General features: G+C 61.6%; 17 protein-coding genes. 9 read left to right on the forward strand and 8 right to left on the reverse strand.

The annotated features are described in order from the left end of the window. The first annotated feature begins 203 nt into the window (after positions 1-203). Positions 204-4100, forward strand: a complete 3897-nt coding sequence (gene purL / locus HQ912_RS06575) for a phosphoribosylformylglycinamidine synthase (RefSeq protein WP_047228887.1) — start codon at positions 204-206, stop codon at positions 4098-4100. Between the two features lie 4 nt (positions 4101-4104). Beyond that, positions 4105-4416, forward strand: coding sequence for a YqfO family protein (locus tag HQ912_RS06580; protein WP_047228888.1), 312 nt, complete (start codon positions 4105-4107; stop codon positions 4414-4416). Positions 4417-4665: 249 nt separating this feature from the next. On the opposite strand, the gene HQ912_RS06585 is transcribed toward HQ912_RS06580, so the two are convergent. Both HQ912_RS06585 and HQ912_RS06590 read right to left on the reverse strand, forming a co-directional pair. Next, on the reverse strand, positions 4666-5172 hold the full coding sequence (locus HQ912_RS06585) for a murein L,D-transpeptidase family protein (RefSeq protein ID WP_047228889.1): 507 nt from the start codon (positions 5170-5172) through the stop codon (positions 4666-4668). Between the two features lie 41 nt (positions 5173-5213). Beyond that, positions 5214-5765 (reverse strand): NUDIX hydrolase, encoded by a 552-nt coding sequence (locus HQ912_RS06590; protein WP_047228890.1) that lies wholly within the window; start codon positions 5763-5765, stop codon positions 5214-5216. A gap of 146 nt (positions 5766-5911) precedes the next feature. Between HQ912_RS06590 and HQ912_RS06595 the strand changes: the two genes are divergently transcribed. Genes HQ912_RS06595 through HQ912_RS06605 form a run of 3 tightly spaced genes read left to right on the forward strand, consistent with a single transcriptional unit; the run spans position 5912 to position 7258 of the window. Next, positions 5912-6511, forward strand: coding sequence for a CoA pyrophosphatase (locus HQ912_RS06595; RefSeq protein ID WP_047228891.1), 600 nt, complete (start codon positions 5912-5914; stop codon positions 6509-6511). Positions 6512-6527: 16 nt separating this feature from the next. Next, entirely contained in the window at positions 6528-7052 is a 525-nt protein-coding gene (locus HQ912_RS06600) for a gamma carbonic anhydrase family protein (RefSeq protein ID WP_092456398.1), read from the forward strand. After that, positions 7049-7258 carry a DUF1289 domain-containing protein gene (locus tag HQ912_RS06605; protein WP_047228893.1) on the forward strand — a complete coding sequence of 70 codons (210 nt, stop codon included), beginning with the start codon at positions 7049-7051 and terminating at the stop codon, positions 7256-7258. The genes HQ912_RS06600 and HQ912_RS06605 overlap by 4 nt, the downstream gene beginning before the upstream one ends. A 161-nt stretch (positions 7259-7419) precedes the next feature. Here the strand turns inward: HQ912_RS06605 and HQ912_RS06610 are convergent, their stop codons facing one another. Next, complete coding sequence (locus tag HQ912_RS06610) at positions 7420-8067, reverse strand: Pr6Pr family membrane protein (RefSeq protein WP_047228894.1); 648 nt, start codon at positions 8065-8067, stop codon at positions 7420-7422. Positions 8068-8070: 3 nt separating this feature from the next. Continuing rightward, entirely contained in the window at positions 8071-8301 is a 231-nt protein-coding gene (locus tag HQ912_RS06615) for a VF530 family DNA-binding protein (RefSeq protein ID WP_047228895.1), read from the reverse strand. A 269-nt stretch (positions 8302-8570) separates the two neighbouring features. Between HQ912_RS06615 and HQ912_RS06620 the strand changes: the two genes are divergently transcribed. Both HQ912_RS06620 and HQ912_RS06625 read left to right on the forward strand, forming a co-directional pair. Beyond that, positions 8571-9953 (forward strand): carbohydrate porin, encoded by a 1383-nt coding sequence (locus tag HQ912_RS06620; RefSeq protein WP_173406592.1) that lies wholly within the window; start codon positions 8571-8573, stop codon positions 9951-9953. A gap of 218 nt (positions 9954-10171) precedes the next feature. Then, positions 10172-12586, forward strand: a complete 2415-nt coding sequence (locus tag HQ912_RS06625; RefSeq protein ID WP_047228897.1) for a glucose/quinate/shikimate family membrane-bound PQQ-dependent dehydrogenase — start codon at positions 10172-10174, stop codon at positions 12584-12586. 321 nt (positions 12587-12907) lie between these two features. Here HQ912_RS06625 and purT read toward each other — a convergent pair whose 3' ends face one another. The 4 genes from purT to HQ912_RS06645 form a co-directional block, all read right to left on the reverse strand. Continuing rightward, positions 12908-14089 (reverse strand): formate-dependent phosphoribosylglycinamide formyltransferase, encoded by a 1182-nt coding sequence (purT, locus tag HQ912_RS06630; RefSeq protein ID WP_047228898.1) that lies wholly within the window; start codon positions 14087-14089, stop codon positions 12908-12910. 102 nt (positions 14090-14191) lie between these two features. Continuing rightward, positions 14192-14659: a preQ0 transporter gene (locus HQ912_RS06635; RefSeq protein ID WP_047228899.1), complete on the reverse strand. Its 468-nt coding sequence runs from the start codon at positions 14657-14659 to the stop codon at positions 14192-14194. 197 nt (positions 14660-14856) lie between these two features. Beyond that, positions 14857-15642, reverse strand: a complete 786-nt coding sequence (locus HQ912_RS06640; protein WP_173406593.1) for a siderophore-interacting protein — start codon at positions 15640-15642, stop codon at positions 14857-14859. Beyond that, positions 15639-16226: a PadR family transcriptional regulator gene (locus HQ912_RS06645; protein WP_173406594.1), complete on the reverse strand. Its 588-nt coding sequence runs from the start codon at positions 16224-16226 to the stop codon at positions 15639-15641. The genes HQ912_RS06640 and HQ912_RS06645 overlap by 4 nt, the downstream gene beginning before the upstream one ends. A gap of 429 nt (positions 16227-16655) precedes the next feature. On the opposite strand from HQ912_RS06645, the gene HQ912_RS06650 reads away from it, so the two are divergent. Together HQ912_RS06650 and HQ912_RS06655 are read left to right on the forward strand one after the other, a co-directional pair. Continuing rightward, the gene (locus HQ912_RS06650; RefSeq protein ID WP_107321930.1) at positions 16656-17144 is read left to right on the forward strand and encodes a CS1 type fimbrial major subunit; all 489 of its coding nucleotides are present in this window, start codon (positions 16656-16658) and stop codon (positions 17142-17144) included. A 112-nt stretch (positions 17145-17256) separates the two neighbouring features. Beyond that, on the forward strand, positions 17257-19779 hold the full coding sequence (locus HQ912_RS06655) for a TcfC E-set like domain-containing protein (protein ID WP_173406595.1): 2523 nt from the start codon (positions 17257-17259) through the stop codon (positions 19777-19779). The last annotated feature ends 32 nt before the right edge of the window (positions 19780-19811 follow it).

The following is a 19811-nucleotide window of genomic DNA, read 5'->3' on the forward strand; positions in this document are numbered from 1 at the left end:
ACACAGGCGGGCCGGGGGGCGCCGTGTTTTGCCCCGATGAAAAATATCTCGGTACGACCGTGCAAACGGGGGCCGGAAGAGCCATTCCTGCAAAGACCGACATTCGGCCAGCATCGTACGTGCCGTTTCGGGTGCCGTCGCCAGCGGTTTAGGCTAGAATGCACGGCCTCAAAGCACACCCCCTTCCCGAGGCTGTCCCGAAGATGTTGATCCTGCGCGGCGCTCCTGCCCTTTCTGCCTTTCGCCACAGCAAACTCCTTGAGCAACTGAGCCAGAAGGTTCCGGCTGTCAGTGGCTTGTATGCTGAATTCGCTCACTTCGCCGAAGTCACCGGCGGTTTGACCGGCGACGAACAGCAGGTGCTCGCGCGCCTTCTGAAGTACGGTCCCAGTGTTCCTGTCCAGGAGCCGACCGGTCGTCTGTTCCTGGTGCTGCCACGTTTCGGCACCATTTCGCCATGGTCGAGCAAGGCCAGCGACATCGCCCGTAACTGCGGCCTGGCGAAAATCCAGCGCCTGGAGCGCGGCATTGCCTTTTATGTCGCCGGTGAGTTCAGCGAGGCCGAGGCCCAACTGATCGCCGAGGGCCTGCATGACCGCATGACCCAGATCGTCCTGGGCAACCTGGAGCAGGCCGCGGGCCTGTTCAGCCATGCCGAGCCAAAACCGCTGACCGCCATCGATGTGCTGGGCGGCGGCCGTGCCGCACTGGAAAAAGCCAACGCCGAACTGGGCCTGGCCCTGGCCGAAGACGAGATCGATTACCTGGTCAACGCCTTCCAGGGCTTGAAGCGCAACCCCCACGACATCGAACTGATGATGTTCGCCCAGGCCAACTCCGAGCACTGCCGGCACAAGATCTTCAACGCCAGTTGGGACATTGATGGCCAGAGCCAGGAAAAAAGCCTGTTCGGCATGATCAAGAACACCTATCAGATGCACAACGAAGGTGTGCTCTCGGCCTACAAGGACAACGCCGCGGTGATCGTCGGCAACGTCGCCGGGCGTTTCTACCCGAACCCTGAGACCCGCCAGTACGGTGCGGTCCAGGAGCCGGTGCACATCCTGATGAAGGTCGAGACTCACAACCACCCGACCGCCATCGCCCCGTTCCCGGGTGCGTCCACCGGTTCCGGTGGCGAGATCCGCGACGAAGGCGCCACCGGTCGCGGTGCCAAGCCCAAGGCTGGCCTGACCGGCTTCACCGTATCGAACCTGCAGATCCCGGGCTTTGAACAGCCGTGGGAAAAGCCCTACGGCAAGCCCGAGCGCATCGTCAACGCGCTGGACATCATGATCGAAGGTCCTCTTGGGGGCGCGGCGTTCAACAACGAATTCGGCCGTCCGGCCCTGACCGGTTACTTTCGTACCTTCGAGCAATCCATCACCACCCCTCGCGGTGAAGAAGTGCGCGGCTACCACAAGCCGATCATGCTCGCCGGCGGCATGGGCAACATCCGCGCCGAACACGTGCAGAAAGGCGAGATCCTGGTCGGTTCCAAGCTGATCGTCCTCGGTGGGCCGGCCATGCTGATCGGCCTGGGCGGCGGCGCCGCTTCCTCCATGGCCACCGGCACCAGCTCGGCGGACCTGGACTTCGCCTCGGTCCAGCGGGAAAACCCGGAAATGGAACGCCGTTGCCAGGAAGTCATCGACCGTTGCTGGCAGTTGGGTGAACACAACCCCATCAGCTTCATCCACGACGTCGGCGCGGGCGGCCTGTCCAACGCCTTCCCGGAATTGGTCAACGACGGTGGCCGTGGTGGCCGCTTCGAACTGCGCAACATTCCGAACGACGAGCCGGGCATGGCCCCGCACGAAATCTGGAGCAACGAATCCCAGGAACGTTATGTCCTGGCGGTCGGCCCGGCCGACTTCGAGTGTTTCCAGGCCATTTGCGAACGCGAGCGCTGCCCGTTCGCCGTGGTCGGCGAAGCCACTGCCGAGCCGCAACTGACCGTGACCGACAGCCACTTCGGCAACAGCCCGGTGGACATGCCGCTGGAAGTGCTGCTGGGCAAGGCTCCGCGCATGCACCGTTCGGCCGTTCGCGAAGCCGAGCTGGGCGATGATTTCGACCCGTCGACGCTCGACGTTGCCGATTCCATCGAACGCGTCCTGCACCACCCGGCCGTGGCGAGCAAAAGTTTCCTGATCACCATCGGCGACCGCACCATCACCGGCCTTGTGGCCCGTGATCAAATGGTCGGCCCGTGGCAGGTGCCGGTGGCCGACGTTGCCGTGACCGCCACCAGCTTCGACGTCTACACCGGCGAAGCCATGGCCATGGGTGAGCGCACGCCGTTGGCGTTGCTGGACGCTCCGGCGTCGGGCCGCATGGCGATTGGCGAGACCCTGACCAACATCGCGGCCTCGCGCATCGGCAAGATCTCCGACATCAAACTGTCGGCCAACTGGATGTCCGCCGCCGGTCACCCGGGTGAAGACGCCCGCCTGTACGACACCGTCAAGGCTGTCGGCATGGAGCTGTGCCCGGAGCTGGGCATCACCATTCCGGTGGGCAAGGACTCCATGTCCATGGCCACGCGCTGGAACGATGAGGGCGTGGACAAGAGCGTCACCTCGCCGCTGTCGCTGATCGTCACCGGTTTCGCCCCGGTCACCGACATCCGCCAGACCCTGACCCCGCAACTGCGCATGGACAAGGGCACCACCGACCTGATCCTGATCGACCTGGGCCGTGGCCAGAACCGCATGGGCGCCTCGATCCTCGCCCAGGTGCACGGCAAGCTCGGCTCGCAAGCGCCGGACGTCGACGATGCCGAAGACCTGAAGGCGTTCTTCGCGGTCATCCAGGGCCTCAACGCCGACGGTCATCTGCTGGCCTACCACGACCGTTCCGACGGTGGTTTGCTGACCACCGTGGTGGAAATGGCTTTCGCCGGCCATTGCGGCCTGAGCCTGACCCTCGACAGCGTTGCCGAGTCTACGGCTGAAATCCCGGCCATCCTGTTCAACGAGGAACTGGGCGCGGTGATCCAGGTTCGCCAGGACGCCACCCCAGACATCCTTGCCCAGTTCAGCGCAGCGGGCCTGGCCGACTGCGTCTCGGTGATCGGCCAGCCGATCAACAACGCCCACATCAACATCACCTTCAACGGCGACACCGTCTTCGAAGGCCAGCGCCGTCTGTTGCAGCGCCAGTGGGCGGAAACCAGCTACCAGATCCAGCGCTTGCGGGACAATGCCGACTGCGCCGAGCAGGAATTCGACGCGCTGCTGGAAGAAGACAACCCGGGTTTGAGCGCCAAGCTCAGCTACGACGTCAATCATGACGTGGCCGCGCCTTACATCAAGAAAGGCATTCGCCCACAAGTGGCGGTGCTGCGTGAGCAGGGTGTCAACGGTCAGGTGGAAATGGCGGCGGCGTTCGACCGCGCCGGTTTCAACGCGATCGACGTGCACATGAGCGATATCCTGGCCGGCCGTGTCGACCTGAACGACTTCAAGGGCATGGTCGCCTGTGGCGGTTTCTCCTACGGCGACGTGCTGGGTGCCGGTGAAGGCTGGGCCAAGTCGGCACTGTTCAACAGCCGCGCCCGCGACGCGTTCCAGGGCTTCTTCGAACGCACCGACAGCTTCACCCTCGGCGTGTGCAACGGTTGCCAGATGATGTCCAACCTGCACGAGTTGATCCCGGGCAGCGAGTTCTGGCCGCACTTCGTGCGTAACCGTTCCGAGCAGTTCGAAGCGCGCGTGGCGATGGTCCAGGTCCAGGAATCCAACTCGATCTTCCTGCAGGGCATGGCCGGTTCGCGCATGCCGATCGCCATCGCCCACGGCGAAGGCCATGCGGAATTCGAAAGCGAAGAAGCCCTGCTCGAAGCCGATTTGTCCGGTTGCGTGTCGCTGCGGTTCGTCGACAACCATGGCAAGGTCACCGAAACCTACCCGGCCAACCCGAACGGCTCGCCGCGCGGAATCACCGGCCTGACCAGCCGCGACGGCCGCGTCACGATCATGATGCCGCACCCCGAACGTGTGTTCCGCGCGGTGCAGAACTCGTGGCGTTCGGACGACTGGAACGAAGACGCACCATGGATGCGCATGTTCCGCAACGCCCGCGTCTGGGTGAACTAAGGGCGTGTACAAGCTCTGCTTCTTCGTCCCGGCCAGCCACCTGGACGTGGTCAAAAGCGCCGTATTCGCCGCCGGTGGCGGACGGATCGGCGCCTATGACCACTGCGCCTGGCAAGTGCTGGGCCTGGGCCAGTTCCGCCCCTTGGACGGCAGCCAGCCGTTCATTGGCGAAGCGGGGCAGGTCGAGCAGGTCGAGGAATGGAAAGTGGAGCTTGTCGTGGCCGATGAGTTGATTCGTGCGGCGGTGGCGGCGTTGAAGCAGAGCCATCCCTATGAGACACCGGCTTATGAAGTGTGGCGGTTGGAGGATTTTTGATCGTCCGACCGTTGAATGAGAAACCCGCTGATTGATTCAGCGGGTTTTTTATTGGTCGCGATATAGGTTGAAACACAACTGTGGGCACGGACCTGTGGCGAGGGGATTTATCCCCGCTGGGCTGCGCAGCAGCCCTCAAGCCAGGCAATTCGGTGTTTCAGGCAGATTGAGTTGTTGGCTTAGGGGACTGCTGCGCAGTCCAACGGGGATAAATCCCCTCGCCACAGGGAACTCATGTGTGGTCGGGCGCTACGGCCGGATCTCGATCATGGTGCCATCCGGCACCAGGTTCCACACCTCGCGCATGTCCACATTGCGCATGGCAATGCAGCCGTCGGTCCAGTCCAGGGTGTGGAACAGCTGCTCAGGGTTTTCTTCGGAATCCGGGGTGCCATGGATCATGATCATGCCCCCCGGTTCCACGCCTTCACGGCGGGCGCGGGCGGCGTCGCTGATGTTGGGGTAGGAAATGTGCATCGACAGGTAGAAGCGGTCGCTGGTCTTGCGCCAGTCGATCCAGTAGAAACCCTCGGGGGTGCGTTTGTCGCCTTCGATCAGCTTGGGGCCTTTTTTGGCGCCTTTGCCCAATGAAATGCGATAGGTCTTCAGTGGTTTGCCGTCGTTGATCAATTGCAATTGATGGGCGGACTTGAGCACCAGCACTTTTTCGATGGTCTTGCCGTTGTAGGTTCCCACCGCAGAAGCCTGGGACACCGCAGCGAACGACAAGCAGAACAGGACAAGCAACCAGCGCATTGAAACGATATCCCTAGAGGTGTCGCGGCTATTATGGATTTTTAGGTATTGGCAGGCTGGGCCAGCGGCGGGATCGATTCGGATCGCACCGGGTAGTCCTCGGTTCGCCGGTCAGCATAGAAGTATTCTAGGGTACGGCCCACCGTGCGGAAAGCCAGCTCGTCCCAGGGAATGTCCGCTTCGTCGAACAGTTTCACTTCCAGGCTCTCGGGCCCGGCGGCGAAATCTTCGTCCACCAGCTCGGCGCGGAAGAATACATGCACCTGGCTGATATGCGGAACATCGATCAGCGTATAAATGCTCAGGTTGCGCACGCGGGCGCAGGCTTCTTCGGCGGTCTCGCGCACGGCGGCCTGCTCGACGGTTTCGCCGTTCTCCATGAAACCTGCCGGCAATGTCCAGTAACCGCGCCGTGGCTCGATGGCACGCCGGCACAGCAGCACTTTGCTGCCCCAGGTCGGCACGCAACCGGCCACGATATTGGGGTTCTGGTAGTGGATGGTGTGGCAGGTATCGCAGACAAAGCGCAAGCGCGAGTCGCCTTCGGGGATACGCTGGGTTACCGGGTTACCGCACTGGCTGCAGAATTTCATGCTTGGGTTCCTGAATGCTGCGCCTATCTTGGCGTCTGCGGGCGGCTGTCGGCAAGTTGTCGTTTCGCGACACGTCGCAGTGCAGGGGTTGGGCGGCTTGCCTGATTGGTGCATGATGCAAGGTAGCGAATAAATCGAGAAGTCTCATGCTGGACGAGCTACTGCATCGAGTAAGCAACCATACCCCACGTGATCTGGAGACTGACCGACGTTTCCCTGAAGCGGCGGTGCTGGTGCCCATTACCCGCAGTGACGAGCCGGAACTGGTCCTGACCCTGCGCGCCAGCGGGCTTTCGACCCATGGCGGCGAAGTGGCATTTCCCGGTGGGCGTCGCGACCCGGAAGACCCGGACCTGATTTTCACCGCCTTGCGCGAAGCCGAAGAAGAAATCGGCCTGCCCCCCGGCCTGGTGGAAGTGATCGGCCCCCTCAGTCCCTTGATCTCGCTGCACGGCATTAAGGTCACGCCCTACGTGGGGGTGATTCCCGATTACGTCGAATACCAGGCCAACGATGCCGAGATCGCCGCGGTGTTCAGCGTACCGCTGGAGTTCTTTCGCAAGGACCCGCGCGAACACACGCATCGCATCGACTACCAGGGCTGCAGTTGGTATGTGCCCAGCTATCGTTTTGGCGAGTACAAGATCTGGGGCCTGACGGCGATCATGGTGGTCGAACTGGTCAACCTGATGTTCGACGCCGGCATTGACCTGCACACCCCGCCCAAGACTTTCATCAATACCTGAAGCCCCGAGGAACCTCATGAAATACCGCCTGGGTGATGCCCGTGTCGAAACCCACCCACAGAGCTGGGTCGCCCCCAACGCCACACTGGTGGGCAAGGTCCGCCTCGAAGAAGGCGCCAACGTCTGGTTCAACGCGGTGCTGCGTGGCGATAACGAACTGATCCTGATCGGCAAAAACAGCAACGTGCAGGACGGCACGGTGATGCACACCGACATGGGCTTCCCGCTGACCATCGGCACCGGCGTGACCATCGGCCATAACGCCATGCTTCACGGTTGCACGGTGGGGGACTACAGCCTTATCGGCATCAATGCGGTGATCCTCAACGGCGCGAAGATCGGCAAGAACTGCATCATCGGCGCCAACTCGCTGATCGGCGAAGGCAAGGAGATTCCTGACGGTTCGCTGGTGATGGGCTCACCCGGCAAGGTTGTGCGGGAATTGACCGAAGCGCAGAAGAAGATGCTCGAGGCCAGCGCGGCGCACTATGTTCACAACGCGCAGCGCTACGCCCGCGACTTGGCCGAGCAAGAGCAATGAACCCGCCAGAACGCCCGGTTCCGTCGCCCTGCGTGAACATCTGCGCCCTGGACGATGACGACATCTGCACCGGCTGCCAGCGCACCGTGGCGGAAATCACCCGTTGGAGCCGGATGGACAACGATGAGCGACGCAGTGTTCTGGCGTTGTGTCATGAAAGGGCCAAGGCCAGTGGGTTGGTGTGGATGTTGCCGGTGAGGCGCTGACGCCCACACAAGACTCTGTAGGAGCACATACCTGTGGGAGCAAAGCTTGCTCGCGATGCAGGCACCCAGGTCGTCAGGTGGACCGCGTGATCGTTCATCGCGGGCAAGCTTTGCTCCCACAGGTTTGGCTTCCACAGATATTTTTCCTCAAAATCTTTATTTCAGCGACGCCACCGATCCAAACCCACCACTCCCAGCGCAATCGCGACAAACCCCGCCAATATCCCTGCGGCATTGATGAGCACCTGTGGATAACCCAGGTTCGCCACGTCAATGAAAGGGTAGGGGTACGCCGCCAGTAATTCCCCCCGCAGCAGGAGCCACGCGAAGTACACCACCGGGTAAATCATCCACAGCCCGATGTGCTTCATGCGCAAGGTGCCCTTGGGCACGCAGAACCACCAGTAGGTCATGAACAGCAACGGCATTACGTCGTGCAGCAATTCGTCGGCCACGAACTGCCAGCCTTCGGGTTGCCACAGATGTCGCAGCAGCAGGTTGTAGGCCAGGCCGACCAAGGTAATGCTCACGGTAATGCCGCTGCTGACCCCCGGCTGCAAGAACCAGCGCCGGGCCGGCGATTCTCGCTGGATCAGTTCCCAGGTCAGCACCACGGCCACCAGAGTGTTGGTCAGCACGGTGAAGAAACTGAGAAAGTTCACCAGGCCGCCGAGCAAGCTCGCGCCCAGTTCCCAGCGACCGAGCAGGATCAGGTACAACTGGATGCTCAACCCCGCCCAGCCCAACAGGGCCGCCACTGACACGAAACACTGTCGCAGCGCGGGGCGCCGACGGATCTGAATGTCCACGGCTCAGACCGGTCGTTTGGTGCGCATCAGCTTGATGTACAGCCGCTCGACTTTCTCCCGCGCCCACGGCGTCTTGCGCAAAAAGGTCAGGCTGGACTTGATGCTCGGGTCGCTCTTGAAGCAACGAATGTCGATGCGCTCGGCCAGACCCGACCATTCGTAGTGCTGCACCAGGGCGTTGAGGATCTGCTCCAGCGTCACGCCGTGCAGCGGGTTGTTGTTGGATTCGGTCATGGGAGGCCTTCGCGCAAAGAGGTGTAAAGCCGCGCACCTTAGCCGAGGTGCCCGCGTGGTGGAAGTATCACTGAAACGCTGCCTGTTTGTTTCGCGGCTTTGCGCAACGCCTACTGTTACCGAATCCGAAATGATTCATGTCAGTAAAAGGCCTTTCTCTATTTGTAACAGGACATTATCCTTGCGCCGCCTGCTGAAACGCTTCTTCTGCCGTGCCAAAGCCCCCGGCGTTCAGCGAATCCCCTAAAAAGATCAAGAATTCCTTCTTTATGTTCGATGTTCAGACTCTGCAAGACAGCGCTGTCCGGCACTGTATTGCCGCCAGAAACACCCTTCACCTGATGGCCGGTCTCGGCGTCTTGGGCATTGCCATCGGCGCTCAGGCCGCTCCCGCGTTCGACAGCGACTCACCCTGGATGCTGGGTGACTGGAACGGCACGCGAAGCGAACTCGCGAAAAAAGGCTACGACTTCAAGTTCGATTACACCGGTGAAATGGGCAGCAACCTGCACGGCGGCTACGACCATGACCGCACCGCTCGCTACAGCGACCAGTTCGCCTTCGGCACGCACCTGGACCTGCAGAAAATCCTCGGTTGGCACGCCGCCGAGTTTCAACTGACGGTCACCGAGCGCAGCGGCAATAACATCAGCAATGACCGGATCAACGACCCGCGCGTTGGCGGTTTCACTTCCGCCCAGGAAGTCTGGGGCCGTGGCCAGACCTGGCGGTTGACGCAGATGTGGTATCAGCAGGCATTTTTCGATGACCGGCTCGATATCAAGGCCGGTCGTTTCGGTGAGGGCGAGGATTTCAACAGCTTCCCCTGCGACTTCCAGAACCTGGCGTTCTGCGGCTCGCAAGTGGGCAACTGGGTGGGCGGCATCTGGTACAACTGGCCGGTCAGCCAGTGGGCGCTGCGGGTCAAGTATCACCTCACGCCTGAGCTGTATGCGCAGATCGGGGCTTATGAACAAAACCCCTCGAACCTGGAAACCGGTAACGGCTTCAAGCTCAGCGGCAGCGGCACCCAGGGCGCCGTAGTGCCGGTGGAGCTGGTGTGGTCGCCCAAGCTCAATGGTCTGCCGGGCGAATACCGCGCCGGTTATTACTACAGCAGTGCCAACGCCACCGACGCCTACAAGGATCGCAACGGCCAGCCGGCCGCCCTGAGCGGCGAGGCGTATCGCAGCGCGTCGAGCAAGCATGGCGTGTGGTTGGGGGCGCAACAGCAACTGACCAGTGTCGCCAGTGATCATTCCCGTGGCCTGAGTGTGTTCGCCAACGCCACGATGCACGACAAGAAAACCAACGCCATCGACCACTATGTCCAGGCCGGTCTCGTCTACAAGGGGCTGTTCGACGCCCGCGCCAGGGATGACATCGGTTTTGCCCTGGCTCGGGTTCACGTCAACCCGGCTTACCGCAAGAACGCCGAGGCCACCAACCAGGCCCGCGCCGTCCAGGGTTACGACAACCCGGCCTTTTTGCCGCCTCAGGACACCGAGTACAGCGCCGAGTTGTATTACGGCGTACACGTGACGAACTGGCTGACCGTGCGCCCGAACCTGCAGTACATCCGCCATCCAGGTGGCGTGGACAAGGTCGATGACGCGCTGATTGGCGGGATCAAGATTCAGTCGTCGTTCTAGTCAGTGCACAAGACCCTTGTGGGAGCGAGCCTGCTCGCGGTAGCGATTTCACATCCAACATTGAAGTCGACTGTCACGCCGCCATCGCGAGCAAACCCGCTCCCACAGCATCCGCTTCAACCCAATTACCTCTTTCAACTGAACCATGCCCCCTCAAGATCGTCATCTACAGTGACTACTTGCGCGGGACTCCTTAAAACCTCACGGAGAATCACACTATGAGCACTGAGGGTGCTATGAGTCGAAGCCGTCTGCTACCGAGCCTGCTCGGCATTCTGCTTCTATTGATGGGCCTGGCCCTGTTGGCGGGGGGAATCAAGCTGAGCACGCTTGGCGGCTCGCTGTATTACCTGCTGGCCGGTATCGGCCTGGCGCTGACCGGCGTGCTGCTGATCATGGCCCGGCGTGCAGCCCTGGGCCTGTACGCGCTGGTGCTGTTCGCCAGCACCGTGTGGGCGCTGTGGGAAGTGGGCCTGGACTGGTGGCAACTGGTGCCGCGCCTGGCAATGCTGTTTGCCTTGGGCATCGTCATGTTGCTGCCGTGGTTCCGCCGTCCACTGTTGACCCCCGACGCTTCGCCCATGGGCACCCGTGCTTTGGGCGCCGCCGTGGTCATTGCCGGCATCACCGCGCTCGCCAGCCAGTTCACCAATCCGGGTGAAATCGAGGGCCAACTGGACCGCGACAGCGTGCCTGGCATGACCAACACCGCCCCGGCGATGCCGGACGGGGATTGGAACTCCTATGGCCGCAGTGCCCATGGTGACCGTTATTCGCCCCTGGCGCAGATCACCCCCGAGAACGTCAGCAAGCTGGAACCGGCCTGGACCTATCGCACTGGCGACCTGCCAGGGCCGAACGACCCGGGTGAGACCACGGCGGAAAACACACCGCTGAAGGTCAACGGCATGCTCTACGTGTGCACGCCCCACAGCCAGGTGATTGCTCTGGAGCCTGAAACCGGCAAGGAAATCTGGCGGTTCGATCCGAAGCTTTCCACGCAGAAAGCGGAAAACTTCAAGGGCTGGGCCCACATGACCTGCCGCGGCGTGACCTATCACGATGACGCGGTGTACGCCTCGGCCGAGCAGAGCCCGACCGGCGCGGCCAGCACCACGCCGGCGAGCACCGTGTGCCCACGCCGGATCTTCCTGCCGACCGCCGACACGCGCCTGATCGCGCTGAACGCCGACACCGGCAAGATGTGTGAAGACTTCGGTGACAAGGGCCAGGTCGACCTGACCGCCAACATTGGCGGCTTCACGGCCGGCGGTTACTACTCCACGTCGCCACCGGCCGTGACCCAGAACCTGGTGGTGATCGGTGGCCACGTCACCGATAACGTCTCCACCGACGAGCCAAGCGGGGTCATCCGCGCCTATGACGTGCACACCGGCGAGCTGGTGTGGAACTGGGACAGCGGCAACCCGGACGACACTACGCCGATTGCCGAAGGCCAGACCTACACCCGTAACTCGCCGAACATGTGGTCCATGTTCAGCGTCGATGAAAAACTCGGCATGCTCTACCTGCCGATGGGTAACCAGACGCCCGACCAGTTCGGTGGTTTCCGTACACCAGAATCGGAGAAATACGCCGCCGGCCTGACCGCGCTGGATATCGCCACCGGCAAGGTGCGCTGGTACTTCCAGTTCACCCACCACGACCTGTGGGACATGGACGTGGGCGGGCAACCGACGCTGATGGACTTGAAAACCGCCGATGGCGTGAAGCCGGCGGTACTGGCATCGACCAAGCAGGGCAGCATCTACGTGCTGGACCGCAGCAATGGTCAGCCGATCGTGCCGATCAAGGAGATCCCGGTGCCGCAAGGCGCGGTAGAGGGTGACTACACCTCGCCGACCCAGCCGATGTCCGACCTGAACTTCGTGCCGCCGGTCCTCCAGGAACGCGACATGTGGGGCGTGACCCCGTTCGACCAGATGCTGTGCCGGATCGACTTCAAGTCGCTGCGCTACGAAGGCATGTTCACGCCGCCGTCGCTGCAAGGCTCGATCGTCTACCCAGGTAACTTCGGCGTGTTTGACTGGGGCGGTATTTCGGTTGATCCGGTACGCCAGATCGCTTTCGTCAATCCGAGCTACATGGCGTTCAAGTCGAAACTGGTTCCTGCGGCCGAAGTGGCCGGCGGTCCGGGGCGCAAGAGCGAGACCGAAGGCGTGCAGCCGAACAAAGGCGCGCCGTATGGCGTGATCCTCGAAGCGCTGCTTTCGCCAATGGGCCTGCCTTGCCAGGCACCGGCCTGGGGTTATGTGGCGGCCGTTGACCTGACCAACAACAAAACTCTGTGGATGCACAAGAACGGCACCGTGCGTGACAGCTCGCCGGTACCGATCCCGCTGAGCATGGGCGTACCGAGCCTGGGCGGCGCCTTCACCACCGCCAGCGGCCTGGCGTTCCTGAGCGGTACCCTCGACCAGTACCTGCGTGCCTATGACGTGAAAAACGGCAAGCAACTGTGGGAAGGCCGCCTGCCAGCGGGCGCCCAGACCACGCCGATGACCTACACCGGCAAGGACGGCAAGCAGTACGTGCTGGTCGTTGCCGGTGGCCATGGTTCCCTGGGTACCAAGCAGGGTGACTATGTGATCGCCTATAAACTGCCGGATTAAGCGGGAGTGATCGTTCCCACGCTCCTGCGTGGGAATGCATCCTCCGACGCTCTGCGTCACCGTTTCAGAAGCGGAACGCGGAGCGTCCCTGGCGGCGTTCCCACGCTGAGCGTGGGCACGATCTGGGGTAAACCGGCGCTCATGAAAAAGGCGACACCTTTGCGGGTGTCGCCTTTTTCTTTAGCCCAATGTCATCCCAAGTTAGCTGTGGGAGCAAAGCTTGCTCGCGATGCTGGCGCCCTGGTCTTCAGGTGGACCGCGTTATCGTTCATCGCGGGCAAGCCTTGCTCCCACAGATCACCATGAGGCAAGCGATACTGCTTACAACTCGATCTTGACGGCCTGGGAAGCCCGGGTCGCCTTGGCGCGGGCGGCGTCGATGGACTCGTCTCGCGCCAGGGCCACGCCCAGGCGGCGCTGGCCGTTGACTTCCGGTTTACCGAACAGGCGCAGGGCGGTGTCCGGTTCGGCCAGGGCAGCGCCGAGGTTGGCGAAAGCGGTCTGGGTCGACTGGCCTTCCACCAGGATCACCGCCGAGGCCGATGGGCCGAACTGGCGGATCAGCGGAATCGGCAGGCCGAGGATGGCGCGGGCGTGCAGGGCGAACTGCGACAGGTCCTGGGAAATCAGCGTCACCAGACCGGTGTCGTGTGGGCGCGGCGAGACTTCGCTGAACCACACCTGGTCACCCTTGATGAACAGCTCGACGCCAAACAGGCCGCGACCACCGAGGGCCTCGGTCACGGCTTTAGCCACGCGCTCGGATTCAGCCAGGGCCACCGGGCTCATGGCTTGGGGCTGCCAGGATTCCTGATAGTCGCCTTTTTCCTGGCGGTGACCGACCGGTGCGCAGAAGGTGGTGCCGCCAACATGGCGCACGGTAAGCAGGGTGATTTCATAGTCGAAATCGATGAAGCCCTCGATGATCACCCGGCCCTTGCCGGCACGGCCGCCTTCCTGGGCGTAGTCCCAGGCTTTCTGCACGTCATCGGCACTGCGCAGCAGGCTCTGGCCCTTGCCCGAGGAACTCATCACCGGCTTTACCACGCACGGGAAGCCCAGGGTTTCAACGGCCTTGCGGTAGTCTTCCACGGTGTCGGCGAAGAAATACGGCGAGGTCGGCAGACCCAACTCTTCGGCGGCCAGGCGCCGGATGCCTTCGCGGTTCATGGTCAGTTGCGCGGCGCGGGCGGTGGGGATCACGGTGAAGCCTTCAGCTTCCAGTTCCACCAGCGTGGCGGTGGCGATGGCTTCGATTTCCGGCACGATGAAGTGCGGCTTCTCGGCCTCGATCACCGCGCGCAGGGCCGCGCCATCGAGCATGTTGATCACATGGCTGCGATGGGCCACTTGCATGGCCGGCGCGTTGGCGTAGCGATCCACGGCAATCACTTCAACGCCCAGGCGCTGCAGTTCGATTACCACTTCCTTGCCCAGTTCACCGCTGCCACACAACAAAACGCGGGTCGCGGTGGGCGACAATGGAGTTCCGATACGGGTCATCTGAAGGTCCTCAAACAGGAGCGGAGCATCGAGGGTCGCGCGCCGGGCGAGCTTCCCATGGGGAGAAAGCGCGGCATTTTACATGAACCGCAGGTTTTGGCTTCAGCCGGTGACGGCCTGTTTGCGCAAACGCCAGGCCATGATCAGCCACACTGCCGTGACCCCGGCGAATTTCGAGACCAGCGCGGTGATCACCACGGCCGGTGTCAGGGCATCGATCATGCCGAAGAAAATGAAGGTGTCCAGAGGAATACTCAGGGCCGAACTGATCCACAACCGGTCATGCAGCGGACGCTTGGTGATGGAGAACACCAGCCAGTCAATGCATTCGGATACCGCGAATGCCGTGGCGCTGGCCAGGGCAATGGTCGGGTCGGAGGTGACGTAGGACAACACCAGCGCCACCAGCATCGCCACGATGGCGCCGTGGCCGAATCGAGTTTGCACCATGTCGCGCAGGACAAACACCAGCCCGCCCCAGGCCGACCAGATGATGTCCAGGTGCGGCGCGGCGGAAAACGCGAAGTTGATCAGCACGACGCTGCTGATATAGGCGATCAGGAAAAGCATGGATCGGGGTACCTGGTGGGGTGTAAATCAAGTATTCAAGAGCGACGATAGCCCTGTGGGAGCAAAGCTTGCTCGCGATGCAGGCGCCTCGCTTTCTGAAAGACCTCATTGCCTTCATCGCGGGCAAGCCTTGCTCCCACACAGGTTGTGTTCGGTCAGTGGGTGCAGGGTACTTTAGCAGGCCAGCACGCCGCACCTCATTCCTCCTCGCTGTCATCCGCCTTCCAATACCCCACCGCCTTCACAAAATCCTGATCCAACCCTTTCTCCTCCAACAACACCTTGCGAATCTGTCGCGATACCTTGCTCTCGGTGGCGACCCAGGCGTACAGCTTGCCGCCGGGCATTTCCAGGTGGCGCACGGTGGTCAGCAGATTGTTCTGGCGGCCTTCGCGCAGCACCCAAATCACGTGTACTTGCGCGGGGCTGTGAAGGATTTGCTGCTCGGCGCCGTTTTCCACTTCCACCACCACCAGCGCACGCCGGTTGGCCGCCAGGTTTTCCAGGCGACGGGCGATGGCGGGCAGGGCGGTTTCGTCGCCGATCAGCAGGTAGTGGTCGAAGATGTCCGGGACAATCATCGAGCCCCTTGGCCCGGCGATGTTGAGGTATTGCCCGGGCGTCGCTTGGGTCGCCCAGGTCGCGGCAGGCCCATCGCCATGCAGCACAAAGTCGATGTCCAGCTCCAGCGTCTGCAGGTCATAACGGCGCGGGGTGTAGTCGCGCATTTGCGGCATCGGGCCCTGATCCTTGCCAGCGCCGGGGGCGAAATTTTCCAGGGCGGCGTGTTCCTCGGCGTTCTGTGGGAACAGCAGTTTTACGTGATCGTCGCTGCCGAGGCTGGTGAACCCGGCCAGTTCCGGCCCGCCCAGGGTGATGCGGCGCATGCGCGGAGTCAGGTCCTGCACTCGCAACACTTGCAGGCGGCGGCGCTTGATCTCGTGGCTGACTCGGTGAATGGTATTTGGATCGACTTCAGTCATTGGCTGGGCTCCGAAACAGGTGGACGGTCGGGACCGTCGATAATGGCTTTGGCGGTGTTGTTGAGCAGGTCGCGAATCCGCAAAGTTTCTTCCGGGCTCCACCGGCCATGGTGTTTGTGCAGCGCATTGCGCAGGTTATACACCGCTTCGTGGATTTCCGGGGGGCGGTCTTGGCCGCGCAGGGAGCGCTTGCTCGCTTCAATGCGCATGCGTACCTCATTCAGCGCCGGGGTCTGGTCTTCAAGGAATAGACGTCCGGCGTCGGTCACGCTGTAGCGTTTTTTTCCACCTTCGGCGTTGCCTGCGATCAAAACGCCCATTTCCAGGAAGGTCAGCGTCGGATAGATCACGCCGGGGCTGGGGCTATAGGCGCCGTCGAACATGTTTTCGATCCGGCGGATCAAGTCGTAGCCGTGGCAGGGCTGCTCGCCAATCAGCGCGAGCAACAGCAATTTCAGGTCACCGGAGGCGAAGACCCGGGGGCCCCGGCTACCACGCTCACGGCCTGCGGGTCGACGTTCGAAACCATCGTGTTCATCGTGTTCATCGTGTTTTCGGCTGGGATGGGAAGGGGGGACTGTCATATGCCTGCTCTCCGTTCTGCATAAGATAGAACTGAGATATATCTTTATCCGTAGATATATCTTTGACCCTCGATATATCTTGGAACTAAGATATATCGAAGTTGGGTTCCAATTTTTTGAAAAAGATAAGACCTTACCCGAATCCCTTGCCTGTACGGGCGGCAAAGTAGGCCACTGTCTGCATTCGCAGTGTTAAATCCAGGGTGTGGCTTGCAGGTGTGGGTTGTTTCTTACATCCAAACTTCGGTTTTATATAAAACAGCGTATTTTTCGTTATTGCGCATGGCGGTTTGGCTACGTGCCTTTGGGAATAGGCCTGCTTATTTTTAATTAAAGAGAGTGGATCATGCTCCGGCGTTGAGGTCAGGCCAGGCTGTAGTGGGTCTGCAACTTCAAGCCTTCTCTTTATGCTATGAACAGGTGTCAAACATGCTCAAACAAATCGTATCCGGTACTGCTCTGATCGCCGCAGCCCTGAGTTCCTCGCTGGTCTTCGCTCTGGACGATGCTCGCTCCTCTATTCATATCACCGCGACGATTCCCACCAAGCAGTTCCATGTACTGCCACGCAACCCTGACTTCGGTAAGGATGAAGTCATGCACTACAACCCGGTGACCAACTCCTTGAGCCCTTTGCGTCAGACCTTCGACGTGAAGAACACCGATGGTTCGGTGCATGCCTACCTCTTGGGTGGTCAGCCTTCGTTGACCAACGGTACGGACGCCATTCCCCTCATCGCCAGGTTCAACAATGTCACCCTGACCGAGTTTCCTCAGGAAGTGGTGACTGACGCGGCATCCACTCCAGGTACCCAGGCCGACATGCTCATCATGGCCTCGACCGTGCCTCTGGAGAGCCAGGTCGGTCAATACACCGCCGACTTCACCGTGATCTTCGACGCGGTGCCTCGCCCGTAAACCCTTCACTGCCCGATGGCTTTTCTCGTCCTGCGGGCATGAACGCAGGCCGGCCGCCCGGCCGGCCTGTACCTGGAACGTCCCGATAGTTTGCTGATATGAGAATCCATTGATGTTTGTGATGACACCCATCGTGGGTGCGCTGGCGCTGTTGTTGTGCGCCAGTGCATTGGCTGCGCCGACCGCCCCGGGTACGACGCCCAGAAGTCTGTTGTCCCAGGCCAAGGGGCTGCCGGAGGAGTTTGAAGCCCACTTTTTCGATGTGCCTCTGGCGGTTCGTATGGAACTCGATCAACAGTACCTCGGCGAAGCCATGGTGGTGTTGACACGCGATGATCGTATTACCTTGCTCGAATTCACCGACACCCAGGACAGCCCGATCCCGCCCGTCGAGCGCGGGCAATGGGAGCAACTGCTCAAACAGGGGCGCGCCTTGGGTGCCTGCGAAGCCAAATGCACGGCGGGGCTGCTGGCGGTGCATTACAGCCTTGAACATTCACTGGTGTCGATCCTCACTGAAAAAGTGGAGCGCGGCAGCGTGGAGAAACGTTATTACGATCAGCCACAGGGGGGCAGCCTGGGCTTGATCGTCAATAACCAACTCAATCTCAACGGTGGTCAGGAGCAGGATACGGGCGGGCGTTATGGCCTCAATGCCAGTTCCAGCGTGGGCAACTGGACCCAGTCGTTCGATCTGCAGCTGTCGCGCCTGGGCGGGCCGGACGATAAGCTCTACCACGCCGTTCATGAGCTGCACACCCAGCGCGAGATGCAAGACAGTTTTTTGCGCCTGGGTTATTTCATGCCGGGCTCCGATGGTTTGAACCGTCAGATCCGTTCGTTCGGGGCCAACCCGGATACCGCGCTGGGGGTCATGTACGGCAGTTCCGATAGCCTGGTGATCAATAATCCCAAGCCCAGCGTGTACCCCATTTATGTCACCGCCAGTCGTCAGGCGGCGGTGGAGATCTACCGCAACGGCCTGTTGCTCAATACCCAGGCCGTCAGCGCCGGCTTGCAGAGCCTGGATACCCGGCCATTGCCCGGCGGCATCTATGAAGTGGAAGTGCGGCTGATCGAAGACGGGCAGACCACCGCCACGTCCCAGGAGCTGGTCTACAAGCCCAACAACTGGCGCAGTGCCGATGATCGCTGGCGCTACAACCTGTTTGCCGGCCGCGAAACCAAACTGCTGAGCAATTGGGATGATCAACCCTCGGGCTTCACGACTGCCGGGGTCGGTCTCAATTACTTGCTGCACCCGCGAGTGGTGTTGGGGCTTTCCACGCGCCAGGTGCAGGACAAGCTGCAGTACGGCACCTCGGTGGACTGGACGCTGCCCGCCAACACCAGCTTCTTTGCCAACGTTTACCAGACCGAGCAGTACGGCACGGGCATGGACCTGCAGGCGTTGTACAGCTACGGTCTGGGCAGTGTGGTGGCCAGCCATAATCGCAGTTGGCTGGACACGCGCAACACTTACGAAACCCTGCCTGACGGCACCCGTATCCGCCAGCGCGACGTGTTCGTCGGCCAGACCAGCAATTCGTCGCTGTCGGTCTCCCATCGACTGAGCAACAAGTCGTCGATCAACGGGCGGCTGTTCTACAGCGAAGGCAATGTCGAGGGCGCCGGTGTGGACCTGGGATGGTCCCAGCGTGGCAAGCTTGGCGGCAGCGATGCCAACTGGCGGTGGTCGGTGTTCGACCGTCCGGGCACCTCCAGTACCGCCGATCGACGAAATCGCGGCGTGGACCTGAGCGTCAGCGTGGCCTTGGGCGGGCCGGGCGAGTATTGGTCAGGCAGTATCGGCACCCGCACCTCCCGTGACGGAACGCGGGACAACAATGGGTCGCTGAGCTATCGCCGGGACCTGCAGGATCACGTGCTGCAAAGCGTGTCCGCCACGGTACTGGCCGATACCTATGGCGTGGGCCTGTCCGGCCTCGCCAGTTTCGACACCGATACGGTGTACGGCGACGGTTTCATCCAGCGCTCTTCCTACAACGACAACCTCACCGGTGGCTTGAACCTCAGCAGCACGGTGGCCGTGGGTGGCCAGAAAGTCGTCTTCACCGGCCTGCCCCAGAGTGGCGGCGCGGGCATGATCGTGGATGTGGAAACCGACCTGGACGACATCGTCCTACTCGCCGACGACCTGACGGGTGGCACCACCACCCTGCGTCCCGGCCGCAACTTCGTACCCATCACTGCCTATCAGAACAGCCTGTTGACCTTCGACTTCGACGGCGTGCATCCACCGGCGGCCAACATCGAGCCTTCACGCAGCCGCTATCACTTGAACAAAGGGGGCGTGGACTACCGCAAAGTCAGCGTGATGAGAAGCGTGACCGTGCTCGGTCGTCTGCTGGACGCGCAGGGCCAGCCGCTCAAGGGCCATCACGTGATCAACCACGCCAGCCGTGGAGTCAGCGAGGTGGACGGTTTCTTCTCCATGGAGATGAACGCCAGCTCCCCGACGCTTGAAGTGCGCTATGGCAATGACTTGCTTTGCCAGTTCCGCCTCGACCCGGATAACGCCAATAGCGAGGGCGATGTGTTGATGATCGGTGATTTGCGCTGCACGCCAGACACCCTGGCCGACAGCAACAACCCGATCGAGACGGCGGGTTGAACTTGATCCTGGCGCGCCGGCTAGCGTGGTGC

This window comes from Pseudomonas sp. MPDS (assembly GCF_013283895.1).
Taxonomy (GTDB): Bacteria; Pseudomonadota; Gammaproteobacteria; order Pseudomonadales; family Pseudomonadaceae; genus Aquipseudomonas; species Aquipseudomonas rhizophila.

What these genes read in the sequence shown, in the direction of transcription:
- purL (WP_047228887.1), top strand. Translation starts at nt 204, where the DNA reads ATGTTGATCCTGCGCGGCGCTCCTGCCCTTTCTGCCTTTCGCCACAGC.
- HQ912_RS06585 (WP_047228889.1), bottom strand. Translation starts at nt 5,172, where the DNA reads ATGCGCTGGTTGCTTGTCCTGTTCTGCTTGTCGTTCGCTGCGGTGTCC.
- HQ912_RS06590 (WP_047228890.1), bottom strand. Translation starts at nt 5,765, where the DNA reads ATGAAATTCTGCAGCCAGTGCGGTAACCCGGTAACCCAGCGTATCCCC.
- HQ912_RS06595 (WP_047228891.1), top strand. Translation starts at nt 5,912, where the DNA reads ATGCTGGACGAGCTACTGCATCGAGTAAGCAACCATACCCCACGTGAT.
- HQ912_RS06600 (WP_092456398.1), top strand. Translation starts at nt 6,528, where the DNA reads ATGAAATACCGCCTGGGTGATGCCCGTGTCGAAACCCACCCACAGAGC.
- HQ912_RS06605 (WP_047228893.1), top strand. Translation starts at nt 7,049, where the DNA reads ATGAACCCGCCAGAACGCCCGGTTCCGTCGCCCTGCGTGAACATCTGC.
- HQ912_RS06615 (WP_047228895.1), bottom strand. Translation starts at nt 8,301, where the DNA reads ATGACCGAATCCAACAACAACCCGCTGCACGGCGTGACGCTGGAGCAG.
- HQ912_RS06620 (WP_173406592.1), top strand. Translation starts at nt 8,571, where the DNA reads ATGTTCGATGTTCAGACTCTGCAAGACAGCGCTGTCCGGCACTGTATT.
- HQ912_RS06625 (WP_047228897.1), top strand. Translation starts at nt 10,172, where the DNA reads ATGAGCACTGAGGGTGCTATGAGTCGAAGCCGTCTGCTACCGAGCCTG.
- purT (WP_047228898.1), bottom strand. Translation starts at nt 14,089, where the DNA reads ATGACCCGTATCGGAACTCCATTGTCGCCCACCGCGACCCGCGTTTTG.
- HQ912_RS06635 (WP_047228899.1), bottom strand. Translation starts at nt 14,659, where the DNA reads ATGCTTTTCCTGATCGCCTATATCAGCAGCGTCGTGCTGATCAACTTC.
- HQ912_RS06640 (WP_173406593.1), bottom strand. Translation starts at nt 15,642, where the DNA reads ATGACTGAAGTCGATCCAAATACCATTCACCGAGTCAGCCACGAGATC.
- HQ912_RS06645 (WP_173406594.1), bottom strand. Translation starts at nt 16,226, where the DNA reads ATGACAGTCCCCCCTTCCCATCCCAGCCGAAAACACGATGAACACGAT.
- HQ912_RS06650 (WP_107321930.1), top strand. Translation starts at nt 16,656, where the DNA reads ATGCTCAAACAAATCGTATCCGGTACTGCTCTGATCGCCGCAGCCCTG.
- HQ912_RS06655 (WP_173406595.1), top strand. Translation starts at nt 17,257, where the DNA reads ATGTTTGTGATGACACCCATCGTGGGTGCGCTGGCGCTGTTGTTGTGC.